Source organism: Metallococcus carri, assembly GCF_011440275.1.
GTDB classification, from domain to species: domain Bacteria; phylum Actinomycetota; class Actinomycetes; order Actinomycetales; family Dermatophilaceae; genus Metallococcus; species Metallococcus carri.
In genome coordinates, this window is sequence record NZ_JAAOIV010000002.1 from 223,325 (window position 1) to 239,057 (window position 15,733).

Genomic DNA, 15,733 nt, shown 5'->3' on the forward strand with positions numbered 1-15,733 from the left:
TGACAGCAGGGTCCGACAACGCGGTCAGCCGCGCTTCTTGGCCGCCTTCTTCGCGGCGCGCTCGGCGAGGGCCTGCCGGTCGAGCTCGGCGGCCTCCTCGATCGTCGGCGCCGTGCCGCCGAGCCGGTGCGGCAGGAACCGCAACTCCTCCCCGGTGAGCGCCGGGTAGTCGGCCTGCGCCTTCTCCAGCATCTGCTGCATCACGGTCTTGAGTTCGGCGGTGCCGGTCGCCGCGTCGACATCGGCGAAGTGCATCGGCTCGCCGACCGTGAGGCTGATCGGTATGCCGGTGCGCCCCATCCGCCGCTTCACGCCCTTGGTCCACACGCGCTGCGAACCCCAGACCACGAGGGGCAGCACCGGCACGCCGGCCTCCTGGGACATGCGCACTGCGCCGGTCTTGAACTCCTTGAGCTCGAACGAGCGCGAGATGGTCGCCTCGGGGAAGACGCCGACGAGTTCACCCTCGCGCAACTCCCTGACCGCCTCACGGTAGGACCCCGCCCCGGCGGCCCGGTCCACCGGGATGTGCCCCATGCCGCGCAGCAACGGGCCGGCGACCGGGTTGGCGAAGACTTCCTTCTTGGCCATGAACCGCACCTTGCGCCCCACGTCGTGGAAGGGATAGCCGGCGTAGGCGAAGTCCATGTAGCTGATGTGGTTGATCGCCACCACCGCTCCGCCGGTCCGCGGGATGTGCTCGGTGCCGAGGCGGGTGATCCGCAGGCCCTGGGCCTTGAACAGTCCGAGGGCGGTGCGAATGATCGGGGTATAGACCGGCTCCATGGCGCCCAGACTATGGGATCGGCACTGCCGCCGGGCGGGTGTCCGATACCTCAGGTACCGAACACCCGCCCGCCGCGGTCAGTTGCGTCCCGCGTCGTCTCCGCGGCCGCCACCGTCGCGCAGCCGCCGGATCCGATCGGCGACCGAGTCGTCCGCGGACGAGCCGTCGTTCCAGCCGGCCTGTCGGTTGCCCTCGCCGGGATATTCGGCACCGGTGTGCTGGTCACCCTGGCCGAACTGGCCCTGCTGACCGGGGCGCGCACCGTCCTCATAGCGCTGACCACCCTCGGCGAACTGGCCACCCTGCTGGTCGTCATAGCGCTGCCCGCGGTACTGCTGGTCGTCATAGCGCTGGCCGCCCTCGGCGAACTGGCCGCCCCGCTGATCGTCATACCGCTGGCCCTGCTCGCCGTATGCCGCGTCGTGGCCCTGGGCCGGTTGGCCCTCACCCTGCCATTGCGGGTCGCGGGTGTCGCCGGGGCGGAATCCGCCGCGCTCGTCCTGCTGGACCTGCTCGAACCCGCTGCGCGGTGTGCCCTGACCCGGCAGGGGCTCGTTCCACGCGGTGCCGTTGTCGGCGTTCCCGGCGCCGACGGCGCTGGCGCCGCCCTGGCGACCACGGTCGGCATACCCCTGCGAGTCGTCATCGGAACGCCGCTCGTCGTATGCCGAGCCGCCGAGGCCACGCTCGTCGCGGCCCGAGCCGCTCGCGTGCCGCGGCGAGTTGGGTTCACCATCGTCGAGGCGGTTGCCCTCGGAGTCGGTGCGCACATCGGGGTCGATCGCGTCCGCGCGACGCAGTGCGTCGTCGTGCTCGGAGCGCACCCGGCCGGCCCGCTGCTCGTCCTGCGCGGCGCGCCGCTCGGCCTCGTCGGCGATCCGGGCGTGCTCGTCAGCGGTGGCCCGCGCCTGCTGCGCCTCATGCGCGGACACCTCGGCCTGCTGCTCGCGCTCAGCCACGCGCGGTGCCTTGCTGGTGGCGTCCTCTCGCAACTCGGCCGCCTCCTCCCGGTGGGCTTCCTTGCGACGCTTGCCGGCCAGGGTCGCGATGAGCGCGATCAGGGCGAGCACGATCACCACCGCGACGATGATCCAGATCACCGTGTTGGAATTCATGGACACTCCTTGAAGGTTCGATGCCCGCCGTTCCGGGCATTCCTGCGCTCGACGCTAGTCCTCGGGCGGCCCGAGGCGGCGTGTCCGGGTCGGTGGATTAGCTATGGATCGGCTGTCAGTGGGCCCGCGTCGCCCAGAGCGCCACCGCCGACGCCGCCGCGACATTGAGCGAGTCGACCTCTCCGCGCATGGGGATGGACACCACATCACTGACCACTGACAGGGTCCGCCGGGACAGGCCATCGCCTTCGGTGCCGAGCACCAAGCACAGTCGCTCGCCGGGCGCCGCAGCCAGTTCGTCGAGGGAGATCGCGTCCTTCGACAGGGCGAGCGCGGCCACCCGCCAGCCGAGTTCGCGCAGTCGGGTGACGGCGTCGGGCCATGGTTCGATCCGGGTCCAGGGCACCTGGAAGACCGTGCCCATGGAAACCCGCACGCTGCGCCGGTAGAGCGGGTCGGCGCACCGTGGCGTGACAAACACCGCATCCACTCCGATCGCCGCTGCCGACCGGAAGATCGCCCCGACATTGGTGTGGTCAACGACATCCTCGATCACGAGCAGCCGTCCGCTGGCCGGCACGAGGTCCTCCCACACCGGCAGGACCGGCCGGTGCATGCTCGCCATCGCCCCGCGGTGCAGGTGAAAGCCGGTCATCGCCTCCAGCACGGCCGGGTCCCCGACATACACCGGTATGCCGTCCGCCTCGGCTGCCGCGACCAGGTCACCGAGGTCGTCCAGCCAGCGGGGCGCCATCAGGTAGGAACGCGGGCGATGCCCGGCCGCGAGGGCGCGCCGGATGACCTTCTCCGATTCGGCGAGGTAGAGCCCCTGCTCGGGTTCGAGGACGCGGCGCAGCGCGACATCGGTGAGCCCGAAATAGTCCCGCAGCCGTTCGTCGCGGGGGTCGGTCACGGTGATCGGCACGGGCGTCAGCCTAGGTCGCGGCGATCCGACGACCACAGCGTGTGCGGATGCCGGCCTCGGTCGCGGCTGTCGAAGCAGTCAGGAGACGATCGCGCGGACGATGACCACCGCGCCCGCGGTCGCGGCGAGCACCAGGACGGCGCGGCGCATGGCGGCTTCCGGCATACGACGACGCAAGGGGACGGCGAGCGCCGAACCGGCGACCACGAAGGGCACCCAGGCCAGGCCCACCACGATTTGGTCGTGGCGCAGCTGACCACCGACGGCCAAACCCAGCAGCGCCGTCGCCGCTCCCACGACGAAGAACATCGCGAGCGTGGAGCGGATCCGGCTGGCGCGTTCGTGCTGCAGGACGAGCCCGAGGAACGGTCCGCCGATCGAGGCAGCCGTGCCGCTGATCCCGGTGATCGCGCCCGCGGCGAGCGCGCCACCCGGCGTGGGGCGCAGGTCGACCGCCCAGAGCGAGCCGGCGACGCCCGCCAGCACCAGCACGCCGACGATCAGCGCGATCGCCGACGACGAGGCGTGCGCGACCAGCCACACCCCGACCGGCATCAGCGCGACCCGGCCGCCGATCGCCCACCACCAGTGTTGCCAGTCCACATCGCGCGGACCGCTGATCAGCTCCCATGCCGGCAGCGCGAGCGAGGTGACGAGCATGGCGCCCGGCAGCAGGTCGGGCGCGATGAGCACCATGAACGGCACCGCCACCACCGCCAGGCCGAAGCCGACCACCGACTGCACGAGCGCACCGAACGCGATGATCAGGCCCAGCACCACGATCGGCACCAGGTCGTGCTCGGCGATCACTTGGTGAGCAGCCAGACGACGGTCACGACGCCGACGATGACGATGAAGGCGCGCAGCACGTTGGGGTGCAATCGTCGCCCGACGCGGGCGCCGATGACGCCGCCGATGAGCGAGCCGGCCGCGATCAGTCCGGCCACCGCCCAGTCGACCTTGTCCAGCGCGATGACCAGGAAGGTGAGGGCGGCGACCGCGTTGACGATCGTGGACAGCACATTCTTCAGGCCGTTGATGCGCTGCAGCGGTGCAGCCATCAGCACGCTCATCAGCCCGATCAGCAGCACGCCCTGGGCGGCGCCGAAGTAGCCGCCATACACGCCCGCGCCGAAGACACCGAGGCCGAGCGCGACCCGCCGGCCGGTGCTCTCGTGATCGGCGTGGTGCGCCTTGGCCCACTGCTGCAGGCGCGGCCCGGCGATCACCAGCACGATGCCGAGCAGGATCAGCACCGGCACGATCGCGTCGAACGCCGAGGCGGGCAGCCAGATCAGCAGCAGTGCACCGGTGATCGCACCGAGGAAGGACATGGGCGCGAGGCGGCGGATGTCCGCGCCGGCGCCGGCGAGTTCTTTGCGGTAGCCGATCGTGCCGGAGATGCCACCGGCGACCAGCCCGAGGGAGTTGGAGACATTGGCCGCCACGGCCGGATAGCCGAAGGCCAGCAGCGTCGGGAAGGTGACCAGCGTGCCCGAGCCGACGATGGTGTTGATGGTGCCGGCCGCCATACCGGCCAGCAGGATCAGCAGCGCATGGGTCAGGGTCACCGGGCCACGGTAGCGATCCGGCAGGGCGCCGATCGCACCCGTCTCAGGCTGGGCTCAGCGCGCGGCGCGGGCGCTCCACCGGTCGCCGTGCCGCTGCAACTCCAGCGGCGTGTCGAAGGCCCGGGAGAGGTTCTCCGCGGTCAAGGTCGTCTCGATCGGGCCCTGCGCCACGACCTGGCCGTCGCGCAGCAGCAGCAGGTCGGTGAAACCGGGCGGGATCTCCTCGACATGGTGGGTGACCAGCACCAGCGCGGGCGCGTCGGTGTCCTGCGCCAGGTCGCCGAGGCGGCGCACCAGGTCTTCCCGCGCGCCGAGGTCGAGGCCCGCCGCCGGCTCGTCGAGCAGCAGCAACTCGGGGTCGGTCATCAGCGCGCGGGCGATCTGCACCCGCTTGCGCTCACCCTCGCTCAACGTGCCGTAGCGCCGGTCGAGCAGGTGGCTCGCGCCGAGCTGGTCGAGCAACTCGGCCGCCCGCTCGTGGTCGAGCGAGTCGTACTCCTCGCGCCACCGTCCGACGATGCCGTATGACGCGGTGACCACCACATCACGCACGAGCTCGTCACCGGGGATGCGCTCGGCGATCGCGGCCGATGCCAGGCCGATGCGGGGGCGCAGCTCGAAGACGTTGACCGCGCCGAGCACCTCACCGAGCACGCCGGCGACTCCGGTCGTGGGGTGCATGCGCGCGGAGGCGATCTGCAGCAGCGTGGTCTTGCCGGCACCATTGGGCCCGAGCACGACCCAGCGCTCGCCCTCCTCGACCTCCCAGCTGACCTGATCGAGCAACGACTTGTCGCCACGGACAACACTCACCTCGGCGAGAGCCAGCACATCGCTCATGGCCCCAGACCCTATCCGCCTACCATCGTGCGGTGACCTGCCTGCCCGCCTCCGTGCGCCTCAGCCTGTGGGTGACTGCCGCCTGGTCCGGCCGGTGCACCCCGCCCGAGGCGCTCACCCGCGCCCTGCCCGATATCGACGACGTCAGCGGGGCGGTGGACCGGCTCGAGTTGTGGCCCGCGCTCGGTGAGCAGGTGTTGTTGTGCGCGCTCCCCCACCCGGGCCAGCCCGAAGCCCTCCCGCGCGGGTCGTCGGCCTTCGTCGGCGCCGCGGTCGACGCCGGCGAATGCGTCTACGTGCCCTCCCTGGGCGGAGCGCTGGTGCCGGTGGTGTCGGCATACGGCTCCAGCCAGGAGCCGGGCTGGCAGATCGAGCTGACGGCCTATGACACCGATCCGGTGCCCCTGCACCGTGTCGAGATGCTGACGCCCTCGGAGATCGAGCGGGGACTGCTGGAGCAGATCCGCTCTGCCACAACGGAACTCGACGACCTCGAGGTCGTCCCGTGGAGTGGCGCGCGATCGCGCGAGTCGGTCTCGCAGGTGGACCTGTCGTGGTCCCTCCCCGCCGGTATGCCGGGGCGTGCCGTGGCCGTGGTGCAGCGCGCGGCGCTCATCGCCCAAGCCTGCGAGGCCGCCACGAATGACGACCTGCCCGGGTCCGCCGCGGCGCATTCGGCACGGGCGGCGGTGCTGCGACGGCTCGAGGTCGCGGCCGATGCCGCCCTGGCCGACGCGACCAACCTGGCCGCGCTCACCATCGCCGGTCACCGAACGGCGTTGTCGCACTAGGCGTTTCGCCCTACTGCCAGGCGTCGACGACCTCGCGGTAGACCTGCAGGGTGCGCTGGGCGATCGCGTCCCAGGCGAACTCCCGCTCGGCCCGGCGGCGGCCGGCGACGCCCCGTCGGCGGGCCTCGGCCGGGTCGGCGACGGCGGCGTTGAGTGCCTCGGCGAGGTCGGCGACGAACCGGTCGGGGTCGACCGGGGTGCCGGTGCCGTCGGTGACCTGCTCGATCGGCACCAGCCAGCCGGTCTCGCCGTCGGCCACGACCTCGGGGATGCCACCGGTCGCGGTGCCGACCACCGGCGCCTCGCAGGCCATCGCCTCGAGGTTGACGATGCCGAGCGGTTCGTAGACCGACGGGCAGACGAAAACCGTTGCGGCCGAAAGGATTCCGATGATCTCGGCGCGCGGCAGCATGTCGGCGATCCAGACCACCCCGTCGCGTTCACCGCGTAGGGTGTCGACCAGCCCTTCGACCTCGGCGAGGATCTCCGGGGTGTCGGGCGCTCCCGCGCAGAGCACCAATTGCACCGCTGGGTCGAGTGAGCGCGCGGCACGCAGCAGATAGGGCAGGCCCTTCTGCCGGGTGATCCGGCCGACGAAGACCACGCTGGGGCGGTCGGGGTCGATTCCCTTGGCGCGCAACGCTTCTCGCGCAGTCTCGGAGTCGTCGCGCCGCCACAGTTCGGAGTCGATGCCGTTGTGCACGACCCGCACCTTGGCCGGGTCGAGGTCGGGATAGCTGGCCAGCACATCCCGGCGCATGCCGTCGCTAACCGCGATCACCGCCGCCGCGTGCGCGTAGGCCGTGCGCTCGACATACGAGCTGATCGCATAGCCGCCACCGAGCTGCTCGGCCTTCCACGGGCGCAGCGGTTCGAGGCTGTGCGCGGTGACGACATGCGGGATGTCGTGCAGCAGCGAGGCGAGCTGGCCGGCCATGTTCGCATACCAGGTGTGCGAGTGCACCAGCGTGGCGCCGGCGCAGTCCTGGGCGATCGGCAGATCCACCCCGAGCGTGCGCAAGGCGGCATTGGCCTCGGCGAGCTCGGGCAGCTCGGCATACCCGAAGGTGTCCGGCTCCCGCACCGGCTCACCGAAGGCCCGCACCATCGTCTGCTGCCCATTGGCGCGCAGCGCGCGCACCAGCTCGGCGACGTGCACTCCGGCTCCGCCATAGATATTCGGTGGGTACTCCTTGGTGACCACGTCGACCCGCATGGAGCGACGCTATCGCTCCCGCACCGTGGAACGGCAGGCCTGTTCTCTCGCCACGCCCGGTCGCTCACCGTAGGTTGGGCTCCATGGTTGCGCGCTCAGGACCCAGGATCCTCGCCATCGTGCTCGCCGGCGGCGAGGGCAAACGACTGATGCCCCTCACGCGTGACCGGGCCAAGCCGGCGGTGCCCTTCGGTGGCGTCTACCGGCTGATCGACTTCGCCCTGTCCAATCTGGTCAACAGCGGCTACCTCAAGATCGTCGTGCTCACGCAGTACAAATCGCACAGCCTCGACCGGCATGTCACCAAGACCTGGCGGATGTCGACGATGCTCGACAATTACGTGGCTCCCGTGCCCGCGCAGCAGCGCCGCGGCAAGCAGTGGTTCTCCGGCTCGGCGGACGCGATCTACCAGAGCCTCAACCTGATCCAGGACGAGCGACCCGACATCGTGGTGGTCGTCGGCGCCGACCATGTCTACCGGATGGACTTCAGCCAGATGGTCGATCGGCACCTCGAGTCCGGCGCCAAGGCGACCGTCGCGGCGATCCGGCAGCCGATCTCGCTGGCCGACCAGTTCGGCGTCATCGAGCTCACCGGCGACGGCAGCGGGCGCATCGGCGCCTTCCGCGAGAAGCCGTCCGACCCGGTGGGGCTCGCGGACAACCCGGAGGAGATCCTCGCCTCGATGGGCAATTACGTCTTCGACGCGGACGCGCTGGTCGAGGCGGTCACCCACGATGCCGAGCTCGCCGACAGCAATCACGACATGGGCGGCGACATCATCCCCGCCTTCGTCGGCAATGGTGAGGCGCATGCCTACGACTTCCGCGACAACGAGGTGCCCGGCGCCACCGACCGCGACCGCGGCTACTGGCGCGATGTCGGGACGCTGGACTCCTATTTCGACGCGCACATGGACCTGATCTCGATCCACCCGATCTTCAATGTCTACAACTACTCCTGGCCGATCCGCACCGACCCCGGCTACTTCCCGCCGCCGAAGTTCGTCTACGGCGCATCGGACTCGATGGGCTTCGCGGTGAGCTCGATGGTCGGGCCCGGCTGCATCGTCAGTGGCTCCACCATCCACAACTCGGTGCTGTCCCAGAACGTCCACACCCATTCCTTCGCCGAGGTGACCGACTCGGTGCTGCTCGACAATGTCGACATCGGCCGCGGCTGCCGGATCCACCACGCGATCATCGACAAGGACGTCACGATTCCCGAGGGCGTGGACGTCGGCATCGACCACGACTACGACCGGGCACGCGGCTTCACCGTCACCGACTCCGGCTTGGTCGTCATCGGCAAGGGAGCGGTCGTCACCTCGTGAAACCCGTTGTGCCCGGGCGCCGTCCGCTAGGCCTCAGCCAGCCGGGACTGCTCGTCACCGATGTCGACAGCACGGTGATCGAGCAGGAGGTCATCGAGCTTCTCGCCGCGTATGCCGGATCGCAGGACGAGGTCGCCCGCGTCACCGAGAGTGCCATGCGCGGTGAGCTGGACTTCGCCCAGAGCCTGCACGCCCGGGTGGCCACCCTGGCCGGCCTGCCGGTCGAGGTCTTGGACCGGGTGACGGCCGAGGTGCGCCTGTCCCCCGGCGCCGAAACCCTCTTCGCCACGGTGAGCCAGCACGGCTGGCCGACCGGTCTGGTCTCGGGTGGCTTCGCCGAGATCGTGCAACCGATCGCGGACCGGCTCGGGGTGCGCCACGTGCGCGCCAACCGCCTCGAGGTGTCCGACGGCAAGCTCACCGGCCGGGTCCTCGGCGAGGTCGTCGACGCCGCCGAGAAGGAACGGATGCTGCGCGGCTGGGCGAGCGCGGACGGCATACCGCTGGAGCGCACGGTCGCGGTCGGTGACGGAGCGAACGACCTGCTCATGCTGGGCGCGGCCGGACTCGCGGTCGCCTGGCGGGCCAAGCCCGTGGTGCGCGCCCAGGTGCGCCACAACATCGAGGCGAGTCTCGCCGAGGTGTTGACCCTGCTCGGAGTGCCCCGGAAGGACTGGGCCGAAGCCTCCCTAGAATCCGGTCATGCCCAAGGCTGAAACACGATCCCTGCTCATCATCGGCGGCGCCGAGGACAAGGTGGGCCGGGTGACCGTGCTGCGGCGGTTCGTCCGCCTCGCCGGCGGGCGGCGGGCGCGCATCTGCGTCATCCCGACCGCGTCGTCGGTGCCGGACGAGGTCGTCGAGGTGTATTCGACGGTCTTCTCCCGTCTCGGGTGTGCCGAGGTGTCCGCGGTCAATCCCCGCACCCGGGTGGAGAGCTCCAGCGAAGACCTGGTGCGGCAGGTGGACGAGGCGACCGGGGTCTTCCTCTCCGGCGGCAACCAGCTGAAGCTGTCCCAGCTGATCGTCGGCACTCCGCTCGGCGAGGCACTGCTGCGCGCACACGATCGCGGCGCCGTCGTCGCGGGCACCTCGGCCGGCGCCTCGATCATGAGCCAGTTCATGATCTCGATGGGCGACGAGGGCGTGACGCCGCGCCAGCGCTCCAGCCAGCTCACCGCCGGGCTCGGTCTGCTGCCCGGCGTGATCATCGACCAGCACTTCGACCAGCGGGCCCGCTATGGCCGGCTGCTGTCGCTCGTGGCCGGCTCGCCGTCGCTGCTCGGCATGGGCATCGACGAGGACACCGCCGCCGAGATCACCGATGGTGAGCAGCTGACCGTGGTCGGCTCCGGCGCGGTCTTCGTCGTCGACGCGCGGCGCGCGACCACCGACGCGCACGAGGCCCGCCGGGATGCGCCGCTGCTCGTGAGCGGGGCCGTCGTGCACACCCTGCCGTTCGGCGCCACCTTCGACCTGCGCACCGCGACCCTCACCGACTTCGTCGAGAAGTATGCCGACCTCGCCGTCGCCGCCGGCCGGGATCGGCACGACACCGCCGCCGCGGCCGCGGCGCTGCGGCACTGAAGGAGGCTCGATGAGTGAGGAACACGCCGCTCCCGATCTGCGGATCGAGAGCAGCCGGGTGTACCGCGGGCCGAATGTCTGGTCCTACGAGCAGGCGATCCACCTGGTGGTCGATCTGGGCTCGCTGGAGGACTTCCCCACCGACCGGCTGCCGGGCTTCACCGACGCCCTGCTGAGGTTGTTGCCCGGGCTGGAGAGCCACACCTGCAGCCGCGGCGTGCGCGGCGGTTTCGTCGAGCGGCTGCGCGATGGCACCTGGCTGGGCCATGTCGCCGAGCATGTCGCCCTGCAATTGCAGCAGGAGGCCGGCCACGACCTGCGCCGCGGCAAGACCCGCGGGGTGCAGGGCCGCCGCGGCGTCTACCACGTGATCTACGGCTTCACCGACGAGCGGGTCGGCCTGGCCGCCGGAGAACTCGCGGTGCGGCTGGTCAACCATCTGGTGAGCGCCGAGGAGGGTTTCGACTTCCCGGCCGAGCTGGAGGCCTTCCTCGCCCGCGCCGCCCGCTATGCCTTCGGGCCCTCGACCGCGGCCATCATCGAGGAGGCCGTCAGCCGGGATATCCCCTACACCCGGCTCAACGGCGCCTCGCTCGTGCAACTCGGCCAAGGCGTCCACGCCCAGCGGATCCGGGCCACGATGACCTCGCGCACCTCGGCGCTCGCCGTGGATATCGCGGGCGACAAGAACCTCACCGCCACGCTGCTCGGCTCGGCCGGCCTGCCCGTGCCCAAGGCCGAGACGGTGCGCAGCGCCGACGGTGCGGTGGCCGCAGCGCGACGGATCGGTTTCCCGGTCGTCGTCAAGCCATTGGATGGCAACCACGGGCGCGGGGTGTGCCTCGACCTGCGCGACGAGGAGCAGGTGCGGGCCGCCTTCCCGCTCGCCGAGGAACAGTCCCGGCGCGGTGTGGTGCAGGTGGAATCCTTCATCACCGGCAAGGACTACCGCTGTCTCATCATTGGCGGCCGGATGGCCGCGATCGCCGAACGTGTGCCCGCGCACGTGGTTGGGGACGGCCGGCATACGGTCAGCGAACTCGTCGAGATCACCAACGCCGACCCGCGCCGCGGGATCGGCCACGAGAAGGTGCTCACCCGCATCACCGTGGACGACGCCGCGGTCGCGCTCGTGCGCGAGCAGGGCTTCGGTATGGACGATGTGCCGGGCGAGGGCGTGATGGTGAAGCTCGCGCTCACTGGCAATATGTCCACCGGCGGGATCAGTGTGGACCGCACCTACGACGCGCACCCGGACAACGTCGAGATCGCCGAGGAAGCCGCCCGGATGATCGGGCTGGATGTCGCCGGCATCGACTTCATCTGCCCCGACATCACTGCCCCGGTCCGCGAGACCGGTGGAGCGATCTGCGAGGTCAACGCGGCGCCCGGCTTCCGGATGCACACCCATCCCACCGTCGGTGAGCCGCAGTTCATCGCCAAGCCGGTGGTCGACCTGCTGTTCCCGCCCGGGTCGCCCTCACGGGTGCCGATCGTCGCTGTGACCGGCACCAACGGCAAGACCACGACCTCGCGGATGCTTGCGCACATCATGAAAGGCGTCGGCCGCAAGGTCGGGATGACCTCGACCGACGGCATCGTGATCGATGAGCGGCTGGTCATCAAGGCCGACGCGTCCGGACCGCGCTCGGCCAAGATGGTGCTGCAGAACCCGCGGGTCGATTTCGCGGTGATGGAGGTGGCGCGCGGCGGCATCCTGCGCGAGGGCCTCGGTTATGACCGCAACGACATCGCCGTGGTCACCAATATCGCCCCCGACCACCTCGGGATGCGGGGCATCGACACCCTCGAGCAACTCGCCGACGTCAAGGCCGTGGTGGTGGAAGCCGTGCCACGCGACGGCTTCGCGGTGCTCAACGCCGACGACCCGCACGTGCGCCGGATGCGGCGGCGCTGCAGCGGCACGATCGTGTGGTTCTCGATGGCGGCACCGGGATCGGCGGTGCGCGATTTCATCGATGAACGCTGCCGGCGTGGTGCCCGTGCGGTGGTGCTCGAGCCCTCGGACCGCGGCGAGATGATCGTGCTCAAGCAGGGTCGCCGCTCCATGCCGCTCGCCTGGACCCACCTGCTGCCCGCCACCTTCGGTGGCGCCGCCCGGATGAATGTCGCCAATGCGCTCGCGGCCGCCGGGGCGGCCTTCGCCGCGGGAGCCCCGCTGCACGACATACGGCAGGGTCTGCGGACCTTCGACACCTCCTACTATCTGTCGCCCGGGCGGCTGAACAAGGTGGACATCCGCGGCGCGGAGATCTTCGTCGACTACTGCCACAACCCGCCCGGGATGGAGCAACTCGGCGAGTTCGTCGAGCGGTATGTCGGGCAGCGGCAGAAGGCGACCGACCACCGGATCTCCCGCATCGGCATGGTCGGGGCACCGGGCGATCGACGCGACGACGACATTCGCGAGCTCGGCCGGATCGCCGCGCGTCACTTCGATGTGCTCATCGTCCGGGAGGACGACAACCTGCGCCGCCGCGCGCCGGGTGAGTCGGCGACCCTGCTGCTCGAGGGTGCCCAGCAGGCCATCGATGAGGGGGCTCGGTGCCGGCAGGTCGTCACCGTGCTCAACGAACTCGAAGCCACCCGGCACGCAGTCCTGCGGGCCAATGCCGGCGATGTGGTCGTGTTGTGCGTCGACCAGCACGCCAAGGTGCTGGCCGAGCTCGAGGAGTTCGGCCGCCGGGCACAGGCGGGGGCGCGCTCGACCGAGGAGCACCTCGGCGATCCGGATCTCGACCCGGCCGAACTCACCACCTCGGCCGAACGCCGGATGGCCGACGACGACCAGCAGCTACGTGCCGTGCTCGACAACCACACCACGGAGGAGATCTGATGACCCAGCCACCGATTCCCGGAGCGGGCGCGCCCGGTGCCCGCGGGCCGGTGACGCCCTCGCACGAGCCGCACCAGGTGCTCGCCGAATATCCCGACTACGCCCAGGCGCAGCGCCTGGTCGACTACCTGTCCGACGAGGGCTTCCCGGTCCAGCACGTGCAGATCGTCGGGCGCGGTCTGCACTCGGTCGAGCAGGTCGTCGGCCGGATGACCAACGGCAAGGCGGCCCTCGCCGGTGCCGCCTCCGGGTTGTGGTTCGGTGTGCTCATCGGCCTGCTGATGGCGTTGTTCACCGATGCCAACTTTCTCGCCGTCGTCGCCGGCGCGGCCGTGCTGGGCGCGATCTGGGGTGCGGTCTTCGGTTTCGCCGCGCAGGCCGCGACCCGTGGGCAGCGCGATTTCGCGTCGGTGAGCACGGTGGAGGCGGACACCTATCTGGTGCAGGTGCAGACCCAGGTGATGCAGCAGGCCGGCGAGCTGTACGCCCGCTACCAACTCAAATACGGCCGCTAGGAGCCGATCTCGCCGGTGAACCGGGTGAGCGAGCGGCGGTAACGCTCGACGTCGACATCGGTGGAGTGCGCGACCAGCCACCGGGACAGGTCGCCGAGGGCGTCCGCGTCGCGGCCGAGGTCGTGCAGCGTCAGCGACCGGAAGACGGCGACGGCCTCGTTGTCCGGCCACGCCGCACGGAGTTCGTCGAGGATGGCCAACGACTCCTCCAGCCGGCCGAGATGACGCAGGGTGGAGGCCTTCTGGATCAGCGCTCGGCGCCGGTGCGGCTCCCGCAGTCCCGTCGCCAGGGCCCGGTCGTATGCCGTGAGCGCGGCCTCCTCCTCTCCCGCACTGTCGAAGGTGCCGGCGTGCTCGTAGAGCACTCGCGCGTCGGTGGGGTAATCGGCGAGCAGCGCCTCCCCCGCGGCGATGCGGTCGTAGGGATCTTCGATCTGCCAGAGGGCGGTGATCCGGTCCTGCGCCTCGTGCTCGCCACGGGCACCAATCACCTTGTGCCGCAACGCCTTTGCGTCATCAGGCTGAGCGCCCTGATCGAGCAACCACTGGTGCAGTTGGGACCAGCTCTGGTGGGTCATCAGCGCGAGCACGTCACCGTCGTGGGCGTCGGCGATCAGTGCCTGGAGGCCTTCGAGTTCGGTCGGCGAGCTGGACACCGGGGTGACCCCGACGCGGGCCAGGCCCTCGACGAGCTTGGCCTCCAGGTCGGTCATGGTGCGCTCGCGCAGGTATTTCTCCTTGTGCTGGATGTGCACCCGGTCGGCGTCGCGGCCGGCCAGCTCACCCAGGTTGCGCAGGATGTCGTCGGTCCGGTCGCCACCGGTGCCAAGGCCCAGGATCACCGAGGCGCCCGGCTGGCGCAGCCCGCTCGCGACCTCCAGGAGTGCCTCGAGGCCGCCCTCGTTGTGGGCCATGTCGAGGATGACGGTGACCTCGCCGCCGCCCGCCAGGCTCAGGGTGTAGGTGTTCATCCGGCCCGCGTTGTGCTGGGCGTCGGGGGCGAAGGTGCGCAGACCCTCGATCACCGCCTCGGCCGGCAGCCCGGCACCGAGCCCGGCCGCCGCGCCAGCGAGGGCGTTGGCCATATTGTGCCGGGACAATCCGGCGAGGGTCATCGGCACGTCGACGACGTCGATCAGCCGGCTCGGGGTCTCCCCCGGTTTGAGGACGACGATGGTGCCGTCGAGCACCGTGATGCCGCGGCCGTGCGCGGTGAGGGCATCGCGCAGCGCCGGCGACGCCGGGTCGAGCGAGAAACACCACACCGGAGCGCTGGCCCCCGCACGCATCGCCCACACCCGCGGGTCGTCGCCGTTGAGCACCACCCAGCCGCTCGGCCGGGTCACCCGGGTGATGATCGCCTTGACCTCGGCGAGGTGGTCGAGGGTGTGAATTCCGTTCTGTCCCAGGTGATCTGCGCTCACGTTGGTGACCACGGAGACGTCGTTGTATGCCGTCCCAAGGCCCTTGAAGAGCATGCCGCCACGAGCGGTCTCCAGCACCGCGAAGTCGACGCCATCCGCCTCCAGCACGGTGCGTGCACCGGCCGGGCCGGAGTAGTCGCCGTGCTCGAGTTCCACCCCGTCCACCAGCACGCCGTCGGTGGAGCTCCAGCCGGTGCGGCGGCCGGCGGACATCGCCAGGTGGGCGATCAGTCGGGTAGTGGTGGTCTTGCCGTTGGTGCCGGTGACGGCGACGACGGGGATCTTGGGCCGGGCCGGACGCAGTGTTTCGCCGGCGTCGGCCTGCCGCAACGCATCGCCGGCCGGTTGCACGATCTGCTCCAGCCCCTCCCCTCGGGCCGCAAGTAGGCCGGCGAGCACCTGGGTGAGGGCGGACGCCATACCGGCGGCGCGCTCGCGGGTGCGCAACGGGAAGGCGACGACGACCTCGTCGGGGTGTTCCCCGACGCGTGAGCGGACGGCGAGGCGGGAGGTGCCCGCCGCGGTGGCGATCAGCCGCAGGGCGCGCTCGGCGAGGCGCACCATGACGCGCTGACGCAGTTCGCTGCCCGGTTCGCCGACCCGCCGGGCGCGCACGCCGACGGCGCTGGCGACGGCGGCGACGTCGTCGGCCGGTGCCGACAGATAGCCGGGCAGGCGCAGGACCAGCTTGGCGGCGGGCCGCGGGAAGTAGAGGTTGGGGCCTTCGAGCACCCTGGCCTCGGTGACGGCCACCGTGTCGTCGGTCATGGG

The 15,733-nt window shown here is 70.7% G+C and carries 14 protein-coding genes; 6 read left to right on the forward strand and 8 right to left on the reverse strand.

All coding sequences use genetic code 11. The features are described 5' to 3' along the window. Positions 1 to 24: 24 nt before the first annotated feature. The 6 genes from G9U51_RS03580 to G9U51_RS03605 form a co-directional block, all read right to left on the reverse strand. On the reverse strand, positions 25 to 786 hold the full coding sequence (locus tag G9U51_RS03580; RefSeq protein WP_166193271.1) for a lysophospholipid acyltransferase family protein: 762 nt from the start codon (positions 784 to 786) through the stop codon (positions 25 to 27). A gap of 78 nt (positions 787 to 864) precedes the next feature. Further along, positions 865 to 1,902, reverse strand: a complete 1,038-nt coding sequence (locus tag G9U51_RS03585) for a hypothetical protein (RefSeq protein WP_166193274.1) — start codon at positions 1,900 to 1,902, stop codon at positions 865 to 867. A 115-nt stretch (positions 1,903 to 2,017) separates the two neighbouring features. Further along, the gene (locus tag G9U51_RS03590; protein ID WP_166193277.1) at positions 2,018 to 2,827 is read right to left on the reverse strand and encodes a TrmH family RNA methyltransferase; all 810 of its coding nucleotides are present in this window, start codon (positions 2,825 to 2,827) and stop codon (positions 2,018 to 2,020) included. Between the two features lie 78 nt (positions 2,828 to 2,905). Further along, positions 2,906 to 3,637 (reverse strand): TSUP family transporter, encoded by a 732-nt coding sequence (locus G9U51_RS03595; protein WP_166193280.1) that lies wholly within the window; start codon positions 3,635 to 3,637, stop codon positions 2,906 to 2,908. Beyond that, positions 3,634 to 4,398, reverse strand: coding sequence for a sulfite exporter TauE/SafE family protein (locus G9U51_RS03600; RefSeq protein WP_166193283.1), 765 nt, complete (start codon positions 4,396 to 4,398; stop codon positions 3,634 to 3,636). Before G9U51_RS03600 ends, G9U51_RS03595 begins: the two co-directional genes overlap by 4 nt. Before the next feature lie 54 nt (positions 4,399 to 4,452). Next, positions 4,453 to 5,238, reverse strand: a complete 786-nt coding sequence (locus G9U51_RS03605) for an ABC transporter ATP-binding protein (RefSeq protein WP_166193286.1) — start codon at positions 5,236 to 5,238, stop codon at positions 4,453 to 4,455. Between the two features lie 32 nt (positions 5,239 to 5,270). Between G9U51_RS03605 and G9U51_RS03610 the strand changes: the two genes are divergently transcribed. Further along, positions 5,271 to 6,029 (forward strand): hypothetical protein, encoded by a 759-nt coding sequence (locus G9U51_RS03610; RefSeq protein ID WP_166193290.1) that lies wholly within the window; start codon positions 5,271 to 5,273, stop codon positions 6,027 to 6,029. Positions 6,030 to 6,039: 10 nt separating this feature from the next. Here the strand turns inward: G9U51_RS03610 and glgA are convergent, their stop codons facing one another. Next, on the reverse strand, positions 6,040 to 7,245 hold the full coding sequence (gene glgA / locus G9U51_RS03615; RefSeq protein WP_166193294.1) for a glycogen synthase: 1,206 nt from the start codon (positions 7,243 to 7,245) through the stop codon (positions 6,040 to 6,042). Between the two features lie 83 nt (positions 7,246 to 7,328). On the opposite strand from glgA, the gene glgC reads away from it, so the two are divergent. From glgC to G9U51_RS03640, 5 genes are read left to right on the forward strand one after another with little or no spacing between them, the layout of a single operon-like run. Further along, complete coding sequence (glgC, locus tag G9U51_RS03620) at positions 7,329 to 8,579, forward strand: glucose-1-phosphate adenylyltransferase (RefSeq protein WP_166193297.1); 1,251 nt, start codon at positions 7,329 to 7,331, stop codon at positions 8,577 to 8,579. After that, positions 8,576 to 9,295 carry a phosphoserine phosphatase SerB gene (serB, locus tag G9U51_RS03625; protein WP_166193300.1) on the forward strand — a complete coding sequence of 240 codons (720 nt, stop codon included), beginning with the start codon at positions 8,576 to 8,578 and terminating at the stop codon, positions 9,293 to 9,295. The genes glgC and serB overlap by 4 nt, the downstream gene beginning before the upstream one ends. Then, positions 9,282 to 10,166, forward strand: coding sequence for a cyanophycinase (locus tag G9U51_RS03630; RefSeq protein WP_166193303.1), 885 nt, complete (start codon positions 9,282 to 9,284; stop codon positions 10,164 to 10,166). The genes serB and G9U51_RS03630 overlap by 14 nt, the downstream gene beginning before the upstream one ends. A 10-nt stretch (positions 10,167 to 10,176) precedes the next feature. Further along, positions 10,177 to 13,023, forward strand: coding sequence for a cyanophycin synthetase (gene cphA, locus G9U51_RS03635; RefSeq protein ID WP_166193306.1), 2,847 nt, complete (start codon positions 10,177 to 10,179; stop codon positions 13,021 to 13,023). Further along, on the forward strand, positions 13,023 to 13,538 hold the full coding sequence (locus G9U51_RS03640) for a general stress protein (protein ID WP_207947988.1): 516 nt from the start codon (positions 13,023 to 13,025) through the stop codon (positions 13,536 to 13,538). Before cphA ends, G9U51_RS03640 begins: the two co-directional genes overlap by 1 nt. Here G9U51_RS03640 and G9U51_RS03645 read toward each other — a convergent pair. After that, positions 13,535 to 15,730 carry a tetratricopeptide repeat protein gene (locus G9U51_RS03645; protein WP_166193309.1) on the reverse strand — a complete coding sequence of 732 codons (2,196 nt, stop codon included), beginning with the start codon at positions 15,728 to 15,730 and terminating at the stop codon, positions 13,535 to 13,537. The genes G9U51_RS03640 and G9U51_RS03645 overlap by 4 nt on opposite strands. Positions 15,731 to 15,733: the final 3 nt, after the last annotated feature.

Excerpts from the sequence above, each read along its gene's own strand:
- G9U51_RS03640 (WP_207947988.1), top strand. The coding sequence starts at position 13,023 with ATGACCCAGCCACCGATTCCCGGAGCGGGCGCGCCCGGTGCCCGCGGG.
- G9U51_RS03630 (WP_166193303.1), top strand. The coding sequence starts at position 9,282 with ATGCCCAAGGCTGAAACACGATCCCTGCTCATCATCGGCGGCGCCGAG.
- G9U51_RS03585 (WP_166193274.1), bottom strand. The coding sequence starts at position 1,902 with ATGAATTCCAACACGGTGATCTGGATCATCGTCGCGGTGGTGATCGTG.
- G9U51_RS03580 (WP_166193271.1), bottom strand. The coding sequence starts at position 786 with ATGGAGCCGGTCTATACCCCGATCATTCGCACCGCCCTCGGACTGTTC.
- G9U51_RS03605 (WP_166193286.1), bottom strand. The coding sequence starts at position 5,238 with ATGAGCGATGTGCTGGCTCTCGCCGAGGTGAGTGTTGTCCGTGGCGAC.
- G9U51_RS03645 (WP_166193309.1), bottom strand. The coding sequence starts at position 15,730 with ATGACCGACGACACGGTGGCCGTCACCGAGGCCAGGGTGCTCGAAGGC.
- glgA (WP_166193294.1), bottom strand. The coding sequence starts at position 7,245 with ATGCGGGTCGACGTGGTCACCAAGGAGTACCCACCGAATATCTATGGC.
- cphA (WP_166193306.1), top strand. The coding sequence starts at position 10,177 with ATGAGTGAGGAACACGCCGCTCCCGATCTGCGGATCGAGAGCAGCCGG.
- glgC (WP_166193297.1), top strand. The coding sequence starts at position 7,329 with ATGGTTGCGCGCTCAGGACCCAGGATCCTCGCCATCGTGCTCGCCGGC.